This window comes from Vulcanisaeta sp., assembly GCF_049966235.1.
Lineage (GTDB): Archaea > Thermoproteota > Thermoprotei > Thermoproteales > Thermocladiaceae > Vulcanisaeta > Vulcanisaeta moutnovskia.
Map to the genome: position 1 here is coordinate 19,161 of NZ_JBMFVA010000020.1, position 14,194 is coordinate 33,354.

Below are 14,194 nucleotides of genomic sequence, written 5' to 3' on the forward strand. Positions count from 1 at the left end.
TAGATATCGATGAAAAAGCACGTACAAAAAATTAAAAAAGACCATGAAATTAAATTAAACCTGCGGGGGTGCCCGAGCCAGGTCAAAGGGGACGGGTTTAGGTCCCGTTGGCGAAGGCCTGCGTGGGTTCAAATCCCACCCCCCGCACCAGTTTCTATTTCTTTTGTGCTTTTGCCTTTTGTTCGTTATTGAGTTTAATGAGTGAAAAGGGGGAAATAGATTTTTGTTGTCCCGTGTCTTGAATTCATCAATCTAGCACTTAATTTACTGATACCTTGCTTCTTTAAAGTCAACACCGTAACAGTCTAAACATTGCACGTAATTATTTAATTATTACTTTCTTCTCTCCCCTTCCCATGCATGACTGTCGTAAGGACCATGATTATGATGGTGATGATCCATAGCATGATTACTGTATATGCATTATCAAAGAGAACGTAGTACCAGGAGTCATTAATTAACTGCGACTCGCTGGCTGCGTACAGTGAACCACCAAAGAAGTAGAAGAAGTACCTATCATTCACCAGGAATACTGGCACTATGTATGGTAGTATGGAGTCCGGGCTTGGCGAGTTTATTATGGGTAGCTTCACTGGTTTTATGAATTCATGAATTACTGAACCGCTTGTTACGTTTATGATTGCTATTAACCCTTTATACCCATAAACTCCATAAGATACACTGCATGGGGACACCACGAGTATGGCTATGCCCTTATCCATAGGACTAAGGCTTGAGCAGTGCCCGCCCAATTCGACGTACAGGTTTATTGGTATCACTATTCTTCTGATAATCATGCCGTTATTATCTATCACCGTTAAATTGACGCCATGATTACCTTGGCTAAGTACCACGCCATAATCATTCACATTATACACAACACCACCTAAGTTGTTGATTGGAAAACCAACCCTTGGTTTACCACTCATTAAATCAATACCGCATAGGGATGAACCACTGCAGGGGTACACGAGTACGCCATTTACGACCGCGGAGTAATAGATATAATCACTTACAATGTCTGTTATGTTTTCACGGTATATCACCGAACCGTCCGAATCATTAATAAGTAATAGCGCATTATACGACCCATTATTACCATACCCACTGTAAAGCAGGAAAACGTGATTATCAACCACACCCAGCATGGGTGATGCTCTCCCAAGCGCCCGTGAAACATACACACCCCCTAACCCAAGCGCTACCGGCGTCTCCCAACTAAGTCTAAGTGACCCATTTTCACTAATGATTAACTTCACTAAATACCAAGTTAAGGTTACATTATCGGTATTGCTAGAATTAAGGACCGATCCCATTGATATTATGTATACACTATTATTTACAAGGGTTAAACTAGAGAATGCAGCATGACCTATGAAAAGTGCGTATGTGGTACCTTTATTTCTATAGATTGAACTGAAGAAGCCGTAGCTTAGTACCTCTCCATTACTCCCATTAACCCTAAGTACGCATATCCCAGGAACATAGCTATTAATGATATCACTCCTATTTATGCAGGTATATACTATATTCAACACCCCATTTACGCAACCAGCACCAATTTGGGGAAAGGGTATGAATGCGCCATCGGCATTCATCACTTCTGGTGGGTGAACCTCTATTACACGTCCATTACTTAGATCAACAATCGTGAACTCCCAAAATTGCATATTACTAACATTAATACGTCCAAGCACGACGTAATTACCACAAGTTGCGATTCCATATAAGTCATCTAAACTACTCGTAGACCAGGTATACGGTAATGGACTTAGGTAGAAATACGCATACGTTATAAATAAGGCCAGGATAAATGGAATTAACGCAACGATGAGGAACCTTGACCTGGGCATTCAAGGATTAATGTAGTGATGAGGAGATATAAGTGTTGCGTTATGTATCTGCAAATCGAGTTTACTTACGTCACTCGTAATCGTTAGGTACTTGCGCTATTAATCCAGATAATTACTAAATCATAAACTCGGTAACATCAACATAGTCAGTAGGGCAGGTGTAGGAGTTAGGGTTAATTGGTCATAATAGTTTTATTGTCATTAAATCGCTGTATATTGGGCCCTTTGGTGTTAATATGCTTCTCTTGAGTTTTATTGAGTCTACGAGTTGTGTCCCGAAGTCAGTGTTTTCGTACTTCCTAACTACCTCCATGTACCTATCCCTATTCCTTACGTACTTAACCCTTGCAATGGTTAGGTGTGGTACGAAGCCCCTCTCGTCTTTCTCTCCAATATCTCCTGTGAACTTCATTAATAATTCATGAAGGTTCATCAAGTCCCTGGCGCCTTCCTCAATACCCACCCAGATAACTCTTGGTCTCTCTATGTTTGGAAATGCGCCAACTCCCCTAACGTGCATTGTGAATTGATTATACTTAATGCTGCTTAGTCTCTTCTTGACCTCCTCAACGAGATCCCTACCTATCTCACCAATGAATCTAAGGGTTATGTGCATGTTTTCTGGTTCCACGGGCTTCATATCTACACCAGTGCTCATTAGTTCCTTCTGCATTCTTATTATTGGTTCCTTTAATTGGTCCGTTAAATCCACGGCAATGAATACCCTATATATTTCCCTGGACATTTATTACCCTTATTGATTAAGTGATAATTTAATTTTACTGCTCACTACGTTCTTTAATCATTTCATATATCCACTTGTTAAGGTACTCGCACTTCTCTGGTGTTATTTCATCGGTAGTTCCGCAAACATCAATGTATGGACAGTAGAAACAGGGAATCTTCGTTAGTAGGTCATAGGTTAACACCTTCATTAGAGACCCAGCCTCTACGAGCTCCTTAGCCACTGCTGAGCCGAGCTCCGTTAGCTTGACCTTATACATGACCCTCTTACCACTGCCTATATTTTCCTTAGTAAGTAGACCCCTCTTCTCCAGTTTGTTTATGAATGGCATTCCAGCCTTGCTCTTTATGCCCATAACCCTCCAAATATCCCTAAGCATTATCTCTCTACCAGCCTTATATATTTCCTCAAGAATCCTTGTTTCTTTCTCATTCAGCTCCTTAATTAATGAAGATACGTCGCTATCCACGAACAAAACAATAAAACTACCCTTTAAAAACTTATGACCTCACACCAGTTCTTGAAAAATCTAGGGAAAAATATGAAATTTTAATCGTTATAATGAAGTAATACTAGCGAACTAAACCTCAATTATAATGTCGATTTTAGATATGACCTCCTTATAGCGATTCCTAATGGTCACATCAGTAACACCAGAGGCCTCAGCAACATCACGCTGTCTCTTCCTAATACCCATTAGGGTTACGGCTATGTAAACAGCCGAAGCAACGAGCGCATAGAATGTCCTACCATTAGTTAGGCGCTTACGCTGACCCTCATTAATTATCTCCATAGCTAACTTAGTCACGTGGTACCTAACATCCTCATTAAGCTTAAGCGTATTAATTACCCTTTGGAGAAACCTACCAAGCTCCTCCTGGCTTTTCATGACAACGTCATTATTACCAACCACCTGCCTAACAAGGCCAAGGAGCCTACTAATCCTCTTACTCCTCTCGATGTTTAGGGTACTTCTTAATTCACGAAGTGGACAAACAATCCTAGACCTCTTACATGCGACGTAAAGTAGTACAAGGGCCAGGTCCTTTGTCCTGACACCCCTAAGATCATACCTACTCGCTAACTGCCTAAAGAGGACTAGGGCCTCCTCAATAGCACTGTCGGGTAGGTTTAATTCGTACTTAACGGGCTTAATAACATCAAGGAGTTCAGCAATCCTCCTCTCTGTGTATTGATACTGATTAAACCTGTTAAGCCTAATTAGAGCCCTTAACTTATTATGAAGTAGGATATTATGCTTTATACTAATGACTGAGTTACCGAGTCCCTGTCCAGGTAGGGCAGGGCTTATTGGCTTAGCCCTTTCATGAACAAGGGTCTCCTCACCATTGAATGCCCTCCATTCAGGTCCTAAATCCATAACATGCTCCTCAAGAACCAAACCACAATGCCTACACACTAATTCAGCCCTCTCTGGGTCAAAGACTATATCCGTGGATCCACAATTAGGGCATACCAGCTTCTCAGTCTTAATGAGCTTATTTGCTGTGACCATGACCACCACCCCTCCTCCTTCTTAAATCAATATCCCTAACGTATGCGGACTTACCTACGAAATTCTCAGGTCTTGATAATTGCGGATCCGGCTTAACGAGACCGTACGGTGAATTTACGGGACCAATAATATCGTAGAGAGTTCCCAGTCTCTTCATTGCATAGTCATAAACCGTGATATTAATTGGAGGCGTAAATGATAACTTAATTACGAGTCTCCTATCGTGAGATACATGCATGATATCGCCCACCTTCTTGAGCATCTAACGTATACGTCGTATACAATATTTAAAAGTAATACTTTTCGTCATGGAGAATACGGTTGTATTACAACAATATCAGGTGAGGAATAGTAAGATATGTATATACTTAAGTTTAAAGATAATGTGTAGTACGTATGATAATACGAAATAAATATAAATACGTGCAATGACTTTGATGCGTGCTCGCCGTAATAGCACTGGGTGGAAATGCCTTTACTAAGGAGGGTGCTAGGGTTGGCTCACCCGAGGAGCAGTGGGAGAGAGTTAGGTTGGCGGCGGGTGACGTGGCTGACATGATTGAGGAGGGATTCGACGTAATTGTTACCCATGGCAACGGGCCACAGGCAGGCCTGCTTGCTGAGAGGGTTGGTGATTACCTGAGCCTTGATATGATCGATGCCGCCACTGAGGGTTGGATGGGTTACTTAATAGTCAATGCCCTAACTAATGAGTTCCTGCGGCGGGGTATTCGGCGGAGCCCCGTCATTGTTATTTCACGGTCAATAGTTAATAAAAATGATCCAGCCTTTCAAAACCCCACGAAGTACATAGGACCAATATATGATAAGGAGACCGCGGATAAAATATCGAGGGAGAGGGGTTGGGTTTTCAGGTGGGATGCGCGTGGTGGTTATAGAAGAGTCGTGCCATCACCAGAACCAATGGGTGTTATGGAACTTGACTTAATAAGGTTATTGATAAGGGAGGGTTATGTACCAATAGCTGTGGGTGGTGGTGGAATACCCATTATTAGCAATGGTGAGATTCAAGGTATTGATGCGGTCATTGATAAGGACCTGGCCAGCCAGGTATTGGCTAATGCCATTAATGCCGATTACCTACTAATACTAACTGATGTGGATTACGTATACATTAATTACAAGAAGCCCAATCAGTCTAGGTTAGTGGAGGTCGCTGTCAATGAGCTTGAGAGGCACTATAATGAGGGACAATTTCCACCAGGTAGTATGGGGCCTAAGGTCCTGGCTGCCATCAGGTTCATAAAAAATGGCGGAAGGGCGGCATACGTAGGGCCGTTGGGTAGGGCCAAGGATATTATTAGGGGTAGGATAGGGACAAAGGTAACACCAAGAGATTGATTTTGAGGAATTTTGAGAATAACCTAAGCTCGCTTCACCTTTTCACGTTCTCCTCATTATTAAATACCATCGATACCTCCCTACTTGCATACCCTTCCCTGAATATTGAACCTTTTAATTCAGGTTGGTACCTGGGTATTATCCATTGAGTCATTAATGGTACATATATCAAGCCCGAGAGTAGGAAGGATATTAACCATGAGTTACTAAATATTATGCTGTGGTATGGTATGAAGGGTGCGTAGATTATGAAATCCACAATGGCGAAGGTTATAAAGGCGGCTGGGTTAATACCTCTCCAATACCTAAACCTACCCCTACTCCAAAATACGTCCGTTAATTCAAACTTAAACCTCCTAATCAATGCGTAATCAAAGATTATTACGCCCTCAACGGAACCCAGTAATCCGCCATACGTCAATAGCCAGTTATATAGGTAGCCATAGGCTGAGCTGTAGAACGTCCATGCACCAAGAATAATTGAGATAGCTATAACCAATAACGCTCCCCTAAACCAAGTGAATTTCCTTGGGAATGTATTTGCAAAATCATATGCCGGACCAACAGTATTTGCGAATACATTCACAGAGAATGTCGCTAATAGGAATAATGCATTCAGTAGTACTGCAAGCGTTGGCTGTAGGTATAGTGTTGATGCAAGTATTGGGTCCCAAATGGCCACGTGGTATACCTGCTCTATGGCTCCCGTAGTCATGACACCAAGCAATGCAATCACAAGCATCATGAATGGCATGGGTATTTGACCAATTGTTTGTGCAAATTGACTTTTAGCGAACCTGGTGTAGTCGGGCATTGACAATGCCATTGTTGCCCAATAGGCTATGTTAGCATTGAGGAAGGCGAACCACATGATCCAGTAGTTAATGCCAGTAACAGTAGGCCTTATGGAGAACACACCACCGAAGTTCCAGTGAGAGATTCCCATGAAGTTATACCACAGTATTGCAAAGCCAAGTAGGACTAAGGGCGCTGCTAATCTTGCAAACCACTTAAGGGCTGGCTGTGCCTCGGGTACTGGCGAGAAGTAGAGAAGTAGTATTTGTAGCATTATTATTAATGTGAAGGTTATCCAAAAGACTTGAGGAAATGCTAGGCTTAATGTATATGGGCTTGCCACGCCCTTGGCCACATAGCTTCCTATTACGCTTAATTTATGGGTCAGTATTGCGTATATCCCCACAGCAGCCTCAGTCATTATGTAAGTCTCTATTCCCCACCAACCAGCCCCAATGATAGCCCTAATCCAGCTTGGGAAGATTGCGCCATAAACACCCCACCTAGTCCTGGTTAGGACGGGCTCTGGCACTCCATACCTGGCGCCACCGTGGCTCTGAATTATCATTGGTATTAGGACTATAACGTTGCCCAGGAATACGAGTAATATTGAGTCAAGAGTTCCTAAGCCAAAGGACAAACCAACACTTGCTAGTGACCAGCTGGGTACTATGAATGCCATACTAAACCAAATGGCTGCGTATGTGTACCAATCCCAATTCCTCTTCCTTATTGGTGTTGGGTGGAAATCAACATTCCACAGAAACTTTTCCTCTGGGTATCCCTTGGTCAGTTCAACCTGGCCTCTTTTTGAGTTGTAATTCACGGCCTCGACCCTATCCGTTGGGTATACCAAGATGCCCTCACAACGTCTTAAAGTACTCTTATAAGGGTTACTTGTAATTTAAGAACAGGATAAGTTAAATTATATTAAGCCTATATGCAATGAGAGATTATGAACATTGTAATTACCGCACCCATGGAAGATGCATTAATCGTAAAGTTAAACAGACCCGAAAAGAGGAACGCGTTTAGTCTCGAGTTGACTTTGAGGGCTAAGGATGCCGTGGCCCTGGGCTGTAGGGATTATAGGGGTGTCATAATAACTGGCGAGGGCAGAAACTTCTCCGCGGGTCTTGACCTTGCTGAGATTTACGGCTTCAAAACAATTGATGAATCAAGGAGGTACTTCTCAGCCATTAGGGATTTAGTCATTACTATTGCAAAATGCGAGAGGCCAGTGATAGCCCTGGTCAATGGTTCAGCGTATGGCTTCGCAACGGAGCTTTTATACTTCGTTGATCAGGTAGTCGCTGTTAGGGGCTCGGAATTCTCATTACCAGGTATTAGGTATGGTCTCGTGCCTGTCACACCAGCCTTTGCGCCATACCTCTTTGGCATTCTGAGGTCTAGGTTCTTTCTGGATAGGGACTTTAGGTTGAGCACTGATGATGCTGTTGCGTGGGGTCTTGTCCATAGGGTTGTTGGTGATGTTAATGATGGCTTAAAGACGTCCCTGGAATTAATTAATAAGATAGGTTCCGTGCCTCACGGTGTTTACTCAATCATTAAGAAACTAATGATATCCTCAATGATTAATGAGGTTAGTAATAGGTGGGATGAATTACTAAATACTCTAGCCGAGGAATCGCTGAAGCCTGAGGTCAAGGCGAGGCTCGAGGAATTCCTCAAAAAGTAATACTATTAAGCATTTCTTCATGTGCTTCACTAATGCTTAGGATATTTGATGGTGATGACTATCACGTACGCATTAATTACGAAATAATGACACTAACACCCAGCAATACCAATGCGCGGGTACTTATGTTAACACCACCAGGTGTTAAGCCTCAGTTCTATTCAATATTGGCAGTATTACTCGCTAAATCGGGAATTGAGGTTATAATGCCTAGATTACCATTACCATGTAATCGAACAAGACTTGAGGAAGTCATTAATGGCTTTTCTAAGAAATATGAACATGACTTAGCCCTAATGCTTGGCTTTGATGTGGGTAATGTTAATAGGCCCAGGTTAGTTGTTGAATTTAGTGATGATTATATAATTAGGCAATTAACTAGGTCTGATGTACCTGGGTCCGTCCATAGCCTCCTAATCAATGAATGCACGTGGATTAAGAATAGTATTAAGGATTCTGATTTGAGGGTTAATGAGGAAGTGCCGTCGCTTAATACCATCATTAATATTAGGGATCTCACTATAAAAAGAATCTTGCATTTAAAAGGTGCAAGTAAAAATAAATGACCCCCTAAGAGATTAAGTATGTGAGGATACCACTCTTCATTGAGTTTAACGGCAGGAATGTACTAGTGATCGGGGGTGGTGGTGTTGGTACGAGGAGGGCCGTTAAATTCCTCCTGGCAGGTGCCAATGTTAGGGTCTTAAGCCTTGAATTTAGTAATGAGCTAATGCACTATGCAGAGCAGGGAAAAATAGAGCTAATGAGAGGTGATGTAAATAACGAGGAATTACTCAGAAAAAGCATTGAGTGGGCCGACCTAGTGGTTATTGCTACTAATGACCCAGCAATTAATGAAAGAGTTAGGGAGGTTGCTAGGGATTTACGGAAGTTCTTTAATGATGCTACTAATGCTGAGGAAACTGAGGTCGTTGTTCCCTTCGAGAGTGAGATTAATGGTATAAGGATTGCCGTAACCACCGAGGGACTAAGTGGTATTGTGGCAAGGAGGACCCTGGATAAGATAATGAATTTCCTCAGGGAGGATGAGGAATTAATGAATATGGCGAGGGTTTGGTACGCAGTTAAGAGTAGACTTAAGGAGGTGGTTAGTGATGTGAGGACCAGGTTGAGCCTATACATGGAGTTGGATAACGATGAGAAGTTTAATGAGTTGGCTAGGAAGGGCTTGGTTGATGAGGCTTTGAACTATGTAATGAGAAGGATTTCATCTCGTAATTAAGAGATTTAATTTAAGGACCACCAAACGCCCTATCCCCAGCATCGCCTAGTCCAGGTACTATATAGCCCTTCTCGTTTATTTCAGGGTCTATGGCTACTGTGTATATCTCGGCAAATGAGTATTCCCTAAGCACTCTGTCTATGCCGTACTTAGTAGCTATGACGCTGGCTATAATCGTTCTCTTGGGAGCCCCATATTTAAGGACTTGCCTTAATACGGAGATTATTGTAGACCCGGTCGCTAGCATTGGATCGGCAATTATTAATATATCGTCGTCGAATATCCTCGGCACCTTAACATACGTAATCTCAATATCAAAATCCAGCGAACCAGGTACATGTGATTCCTCAACCCTCCTGGCACTGACAACACCCATTCTGGCATTTGCAAAGATCTTAACGAGACCCTCAACAAGGGGCATGGCTGCCCTAAGCACTTGAATAATGACTATATGATCAAGGTCCCTAATCCTAACTCCCTTGGCTTTAACACCAAGTGGTGTTTCTACTTCTACTGTTTCTATATCCATTGACTTCACTATTTCATAACCCATTAACCTGCCAAGCCTAACGAGGCCCTTCCTGAACTCAATCTGTTTCGTATTCCTATCCCTAAGTGTCGTTAAGATGGCTTGAGCCAATGGGTGATCAATAACGACAACTTTACCCAAGAAGACCCGCCAATATCGTGAAAACTCACATTTAAAGGGCTTTCTCTAGTAAGCCTTAGTACTACCTGTGATGAGAATGGTAGCCACTGAATAGTGACGAAGGTCCAAAGCGCTGATGAGAATTAGTACGTTATAACCCTTATGGAATTCCTCGATAGCTCAAGTACCTCAAGTCTATCAATATTTAAGTAGGCCTTTAACACGTTTATGAAAGCTTCAACACCCCACCCTGGATTGAGGAGCGGCGACTTATACTGTGCGCCCGAGGCGTATTTATGACCACCACCGCCAAGCTTAGTGGCGACTTGTGTACAGTCATAGGGACTATTCTTATCAGCACCGCAGTAGTACCTGAAGGTCCTCCTACTCAGTCTCAGTAGTACATTTACCATTTTGGCACCCCTGTGCTGAAGCTCAATGGTTAATTGCCTATAGGATATACCGAGGTCTATTGGACTATAAATATTAATTATCTCCTTAATAGGTATTTTATCCGCAATCTCAAGCATGAGCTTCTTAGCCCTATAACCCCTCTCCACTAGGTTGCGTATCTTAGCATTGCTTAATGCTTGAAGACCATTAATTGCCAGGTTCCTTACTATGTATATTTTCTCAGGGTATGAGGCGAACCTAACCGCTAAGTCAAGATTCTCGGCCTCCTTACTCGTTATGTTCGCGGTATCCGTCTCTATTGCGACTTTGACCAAGCCATTTGCTACGGTATCATTCTCGAGACCAAGGGCCTTCATGGCCATTAATGCCGAACATGGTGCCTCAGGGTCATAAAACTCAACCTTTGCACAGGGCTTATTTGTTCTATGGTGATCAGCCCTAATCAATACTTTACCTGGGCATGGAAGGTCGGCCACGAAGGTCCAGGAAAGGCGTTTAATCCACCAAGACCTATTAACCTCACTGGGTGCTGCAAGGACAACAATACCATTTGAGTACTTCCTTAGGAATAGGGCGGCGCTTGTTATACCATCAACATCACCACTATCACAAAGCGCCAATGGCCTATTACTCAGTTTAGCCCATAATGCCGATAAAAACCTCCTCATGAGCAGAAAACCGCTAATTAATTCCTTAAAATTATTTTTCTTTAAGGTATCTTGAGCAGACAGGGCAATTTTCAACTCTACTAAGCTTTATCTCATCAATGACCCAATTCTTACCATCAATAATTAATAACTTACTGGTGAGGAGTTCACCAATGCCTGTTATCAATTTAACGACTTCGGTTGCCTCTATTGATGCTACGACACCAACTACTGGGCCAACAACAGGGCAGTAACCAACGCACTGGGGTAATGACCTAACCTGGACTAATTCGTAGAGGCAGGGTGTTTTACCAGGTATTATTGTTGATACTTGTCCGTACCAACCGTTCACGGCACCATGGACTAGGGGCTTCCTCAACTTAACAATTGCCTCATTAAGTACTTGCCTACCTATCCAATTATCGAGGGCGTCAACTACAACATCCACATTCTTAACGATTAGTTCTGAATTCTCGTCGGTTAACGCCTCATTAATTGGTTTTATCTTTACGGTTGAGTTTAGATCACGAAGTCTCCTGACAGCAACCTCAACCTTAGGCTTACCCACGTCCTCCTCCCTATAGAGTAGTTGCCTATGAAGATCCGTTAGGCTAACCGTATCGTAATCAACTATTGTTAATTCACCAATACCAGCACCAACTAGGTACATGGACACCAGAGTCCCGAGACCACCAAGGCCAATAACCGCCACATGAGCCCTCGATAGCTTTTCCTGACCCTCCTTACCAATGACAGCAACCTGCCTTGAGTACCTATCGATTAATTGTATGGTGCTCATACCGAGAACTACTACTTAATAAATTAATAAGGATTAAGTACCTCGTTGATTCTAATGAGGAATACAAGGGCGTTACTGCCGTACCTACCAATACTAATGATCAGGGTTGGATCAGGAGCCAATACATTCCTAATATCCTACCTATCACCAGGTAATAACATAATGATCGGCTTGATACTGGCCTCATACCCATTCGTCGAAGCCTTAAGCTCCTTCATAGCAGGGTACATGGCTGATAGGCTAGGCAGGAAATTAACACTGATACTTGGGTACACTTGGATCTTAATATTCATGGCATTAATATACCTAGCAATAGCCCTGCTGAGAAATCCAATGGCCACTGCTGCATTTAATGGCGCAATGGGCTTCGGTGCAGCCTTGGTCCTCGTATCCACGCTTGCAATGATAACGGATCTAACAGAGAAGGGATATAGGGGATTGGGCATGGGTGTCTTTGACTTCATGAACATATTTGGCTACGCACTTGGCTACATGATCGGCTCAATACTTTACCAAGTGGTTAGGGGGCCGATAGCATTCATAATACTACTAATACTATTGGTCATACTCTACGCAATAGTCCTTAATTACATAATCGAGACAAAGCCAACCATAGGCGCTGTATACCTAAACCCGTTAAGGGGTGTTTCAAGGAAGGCCATACCGACACTACCCATTTGGTTCTCAATAACAATGATACTCGGCGCCGCGATATACTCGGGCAGGGCCATAGGAAGTATTAAGGGTGTTATGCCGATACATGTTGGTGCCCTATTCCTAGGCGCAACACTCGTGGTTGGCCTAGGCTCTGTATTCTTTGGTTACGTATCGGACAGGCTTGGTAGGTTAAAAACAATGAGAATTGGAGTTATAGGTGTAAGTATCGGTCTCATAATACTAACAGTACTGCTCCTATTGGGTGTTAACCCGATAATAGCCGTTGCCGCCTCAGCACCCTTCATATTCATGGCATCCGCCGTGGTACCATCAATACTCGCATTAACGGGTGATGAGGCATTAATAAGCATGAGGGGCTCGGCAATGGGCCTATACAGCCTAGTACTTGGATTCGGCATGGGGTTGGGCAGTATCCTGGGTAGTTACTCATACGTGAAGTTGGGGCTCGGCGGAATAGCACTACTAGCCCTGGTAATATTCATAGCCGCATTCATACTATACGCGGTACTCAGGGCAATCCTCTTTAGGAGATAAGTTGGTAACGAATTATTAACTGGGCACTACCATTCTTACCCCTAAACTCAATAATCGAAGCATTAACCTCCTCACGCAGCGTAATCACCAATGGGAAACCGAGAACCTTAAGCCTAGCCTTCACTGAACCAAGGACTGACCTGGGAAGCTTAAGCTCATCACCAAGTCTCTTAACAACATCCTCAACAACACAATCAGTATAGTCCTCACCACAACCCTCAAGCTCAGCCTCAATAACATCACCACCTATATACTCAACATACCTAACAGTACTACCATCCAAAGCCCACTCACCGTGATAATCGCCAAGCCTGACATCGACGATCGAGGTCACGACATAATTAAAATATTGCCAATTAAAAAACTAAGGCAACATAAAACCTTAAAAGTACAAACAATTAAGGAGATACTGGGCCCGTAGCTCAGCCAGGTAGAGCGGCGGGCTTTTAACCCGTAGGTCGTGGGTTCGAATCCCACCGGGCCCGCTAATTTCGTATTTTATTCTTCCTCATTATGCCATGACTCTTTTCAGGAATAATATCCCCTTAGAGTTCACGAGCTTCTTCTCAATCGTTATAAAACCATCAGCTTCTTTGTCCGCTAATGCTATTGCCAATATCATGGCATCAGAAACTTCAAGCCTATTATCCCGTTTAAGTATCTCAAATAAATGATTAGTAAACTCCCTAATAATTTCTGTATCAAACTCGAGTTTTAACTTGATATTAGGATTTCTAATGAGGCAATTAATAACATCATTAATGTGAGCAGGGCTTTCAAATTGGCAGTCCTTACGCAATTCAATACTAATACTGGAATAAATATTGAAAAGATCAGACGGTATAATGAGACATCTAAGTATTTGGGAAAATAATTCTCCAAGAACAAGACCAACAATAATGTAGGTATTTCCATTATTACGGCATATTTTATGTAATCCTTCCCTATCAATAAACACCGACGTATCTACGTAATAAATGCCCATTAGCCTAAGCAATATGACTCTAAACTTACATATAAGGATATAGTGTAGTATTTTTAGGTTAATCCCGTAATTATAAACCACCTTCAGTAAAATAATGAGACTTAAAGACAGCGTGAATTCCTATAATCAATCGATACAAGTTTCTACCTCATTTTTATCCATCCATCTTTTGTTTTTAGGAAACCTCTTGTGATGCTAAGTACTAGGTCTTTTAGTCTGTTGAATGTCACTGAGTCGCCGCACAATAATTTACCCTCGTAAAATGCGTCGAGAAA

Annotated in this window: 16 protein-coding genes and 2 tRNA genes; 7 read left to right on the plus strand and 11 right to left on the minus strand. The window is 42.5% G+C overall.

From position 1 onward, the window contains the following. Positions 1-62: 62 nt before the first annotated feature. Positions 63-150, plus strand: a tRNA-Leu gene (locus tag ACP5L5_RS09785). Positions 151-326: 176 nt separating this feature from the next. On the opposite strand, the gene ACP5L5_RS09790 is transcribed toward ACP5L5_RS09785, so the two are convergent. The 5 genes from ACP5L5_RS09790 to ACP5L5_RS09810 form a co-directional block, all read right to left on the minus strand. Next, positions 327-1,853, minus strand: coding sequence for a hypothetical protein (locus tag ACP5L5_RS09790; RefSeq protein WP_428763427.1), 1,527 nt, complete (start codon positions 1,851-1,853; stop codon positions 327-329). 181 nt (positions 1,854-2,034) lie between these two features. Further along, the gene (gene thpR / locus ACP5L5_RS09795) at positions 2,035-2,598 is read right to left on the minus strand and encodes an RNA 2',3'-cyclic phosphodiesterase (protein ID WP_428763429.1); all 564 of its coding nucleotides are present in this window, start codon (positions 2,596-2,598) and stop codon (positions 2,035-2,037) included. A 34-nt stretch (positions 2,599-2,632) separates the two neighbouring features. Continuing rightward, positions 2,633-3,067 (minus strand): helix-turn-helix transcriptional regulator, encoded by a 435-nt coding sequence (locus ACP5L5_RS09800; RefSeq protein WP_428763431.1) that lies wholly within the window; start codon positions 3,065-3,067, stop codon positions 2,633-2,635. A 111-nt stretch (positions 3,068-3,178) separates the two neighbouring features. Further along, positions 3,179-4,114 (minus strand): transcription initiation factor IIB, encoded by a 936-nt coding sequence (locus ACP5L5_RS09805; RefSeq protein ID WP_428763433.1) that lies wholly within the window; start codon positions 4,112-4,114, stop codon positions 3,179-3,181. Next, on the minus strand, positions 4,098-4,376 hold the full coding sequence (locus ACP5L5_RS09810) for an H/ACA ribonucleoprotein complex subunit GAR1 (protein WP_428763435.1): 279 nt from the start codon (positions 4,374-4,376) through the stop codon (positions 4,098-4,100). The genes ACP5L5_RS09805 and ACP5L5_RS09810 overlap by 17 nt, the downstream gene beginning before the upstream one ends. A 179-nt stretch (positions 4,377-4,555) precedes the next feature. On the opposite strand from ACP5L5_RS09810, the gene ACP5L5_RS09815 reads away from it, so the two are divergent. Further along, positions 4,556-5,476, plus strand: coding sequence for a carbamate kinase (locus ACP5L5_RS09815; RefSeq protein WP_428763436.1), 921 nt, complete (start codon positions 4,556-4,558; stop codon positions 5,474-5,476). A 34-nt stretch (positions 5,477-5,510) separates the two neighbouring features. Here ACP5L5_RS09815 and ACP5L5_RS09820 read toward each other — a convergent pair whose 3' ends face one another. Further along, complete coding sequence (locus ACP5L5_RS09820; RefSeq protein WP_428763438.1) at positions 5,511-7,127, minus strand: NCS1 family nucleobase:cation symporter-1; 1,617 nt, start codon at positions 7,125-7,127, stop codon at positions 5,511-5,513. 99 nt (positions 7,128-7,226) lie between these two features. Here ACP5L5_RS09820 and ACP5L5_RS09825 point away from each other — a divergent pair, with 99 nt between their 5' ends. From ACP5L5_RS09825 to ACP5L5_RS09835, 3 genes are read left to right on the plus strand one after another with little or no spacing between them, the layout of a single operon-like run. After that, positions 7,227-7,970, plus strand: a complete 744-nt coding sequence (locus ACP5L5_RS09825; protein WP_428763439.1) for an enoyl-CoA hydratase/isomerase family protein — start codon at positions 7,227-7,229, stop codon at positions 7,968-7,970. A gap of 32 nt (positions 7,971-8,002) precedes the next feature. Beyond that, entirely contained in the window at positions 8,003-8,536 is a 534-nt protein-coding gene (locus tag ACP5L5_RS09830) for a hypothetical protein (protein ID WP_013604966.1), read from the plus strand. Positions 8,537-8,556: 20 nt separating this feature from the next. Beyond that, positions 8,557-9,213, plus strand: a complete 657-nt coding sequence (locus ACP5L5_RS09835; protein WP_428763441.1) for a precorrin-2 dehydrogenase/sirohydrochlorin ferrochelatase family protein — start codon at positions 8,557-8,559, stop codon at positions 9,211-9,213. 10 nt (positions 9,214-9,223) lie between these two features. Here the strand turns inward: ACP5L5_RS09835 and upp are convergent, their stop codons facing one another. The 3 genes from upp to ACP5L5_RS09850 all read right to left on the minus strand — a co-directional run bounded on the left by upp (position 9,224) and on the right by ACP5L5_RS09850 (position 11,722). Then, on the minus strand, positions 9,224-9,883 hold the full coding sequence (gene upp / locus ACP5L5_RS09840; RefSeq protein WP_013604964.1) for a uracil phosphoribosyltransferase: 660 nt from the start codon (positions 9,881-9,883) through the stop codon (positions 9,224-9,226). Positions 9,884-10,005: 122 nt separating this feature from the next. Further along, the gene (locus tag ACP5L5_RS09845) at positions 10,006-10,944 is read right to left on the minus strand and encodes a hypothetical protein (RefSeq protein ID WP_013604963.1); all 939 of its coding nucleotides are present in this window, start codon (positions 10,942-10,944) and stop codon (positions 10,006-10,008) included. Positions 10,945-10,975: 31 nt separating this feature from the next. After that, positions 10,976-11,722, minus strand: a complete 747-nt coding sequence (locus ACP5L5_RS09850; RefSeq protein ID WP_013604962.1) for a HesA/MoeB/ThiF family protein — start codon at positions 11,720-11,722, stop codon at positions 10,976-10,978. Between the two features lie 54 nt (positions 11,723-11,776). Between ACP5L5_RS09850 and ACP5L5_RS09855 the strand changes: the two genes are divergently transcribed. Continuing rightward, a complete protein-coding gene (locus ACP5L5_RS09855) occupies positions 11,777-12,934 on the plus strand; it encodes an MFS transporter (protein WP_428763444.1) in 1,158 nt (385 codons plus the stop codon). Here ACP5L5_RS09855 and ACP5L5_RS09860 read toward each other — a convergent pair. After that, positions 12,924-13,268 (minus strand): hypothetical protein, encoded by a 345-nt coding sequence (locus tag ACP5L5_RS09860; RefSeq protein WP_428763446.1) that lies wholly within the window; start codon positions 13,266-13,268, stop codon positions 12,924-12,926. The two genes, ACP5L5_RS09855 and ACP5L5_RS09860, sit on opposite strands and share 11 nt — an antisense overlap. A 77-nt stretch (positions 13,269-13,345) precedes the next feature. Here ACP5L5_RS09860 and ACP5L5_RS09865 point away from each other — a divergent pair. Further along, a tRNA-Lys gene (locus ACP5L5_RS09865) sits at positions 13,346-13,419 on the plus strand. Positions 13,420-13,445: 26 nt separating this feature from the next. Here the strand turns inward: ACP5L5_RS09865 and ACP5L5_RS09870 are convergent. Continuing rightward, a complete protein-coding gene (locus ACP5L5_RS09870) occupies positions 13,446-13,919 on the minus strand; it encodes a hypothetical protein (protein WP_428763447.1) in 474 nt (157 codons plus the stop codon). Between the last annotated feature and the right edge of the window lie 275 nt (positions 13,920-14,194).

Bases quoted from the DNA above. Each gene is read 5' to 3' on its own strand.
- ACP5L5_RS09790 (WP_428763427.1), bottom strand. From the start codon at position 1,853: ATGCCCAGGTCAAGGTTCCTCATCGTTGCGTTAATTCCATTTATCCTG.
- thpR (WP_428763429.1), bottom strand. From the start codon at position 2,598: ATGTCCAGGGAAATATATAGGGTATTCATTGCCGTGGATTTAACGGAC.
- ACP5L5_RS09805 (WP_428763433.1), bottom strand. From the start codon at position 4,114: ATGGTCACAGCAAATAAGCTCATTAAGACTGAGAAGCTGGTATGCCCT.
- ACP5L5_RS09810 (WP_428763435.1), bottom strand. From the start codon at position 4,376: ATGCTCAAGAAGGTGGGCGATATCATGCATGTATCTCACGATAGGAGA.
- ACP5L5_RS09825 (WP_428763439.1), top strand. From the start codon at position 7,227: ATGAACATTGTAATTACCGCACCCATGGAAGATGCATTAATCGTAAAG.
- ACP5L5_RS09830 (WP_013604966.1), top strand. From the start codon at position 8,003: ATGCTTAGGATATTTGATGGTGATGACTATCACGTACGCATTAATTAC.
- ACP5L5_RS09845 (WP_013604963.1), bottom strand. From the start codon at position 10,944: ATGAGGAGGTTTTTATCGGCATTATGGGCTAAACTGAGTAATAGGCCA.
- ACP5L5_RS09850 (WP_013604962.1), bottom strand. From the start codon at position 11,722: ATGAGCACCATACAATTAATCGATAGGTACTCAAGGCAGGTTGCTGTC.
- ACP5L5_RS09855 (WP_428763444.1), top strand. From the start codon at position 11,777: ATGAGGAATACAAGGGCGTTACTGCCGTACCTACCAATACTAATGATC.
- ACP5L5_RS09870 (WP_428763447.1), bottom strand. From the start codon at position 13,919: ATGGGCATTTATTACGTAGATACGTCGGTGTTTATTGATAGGGAAGGA.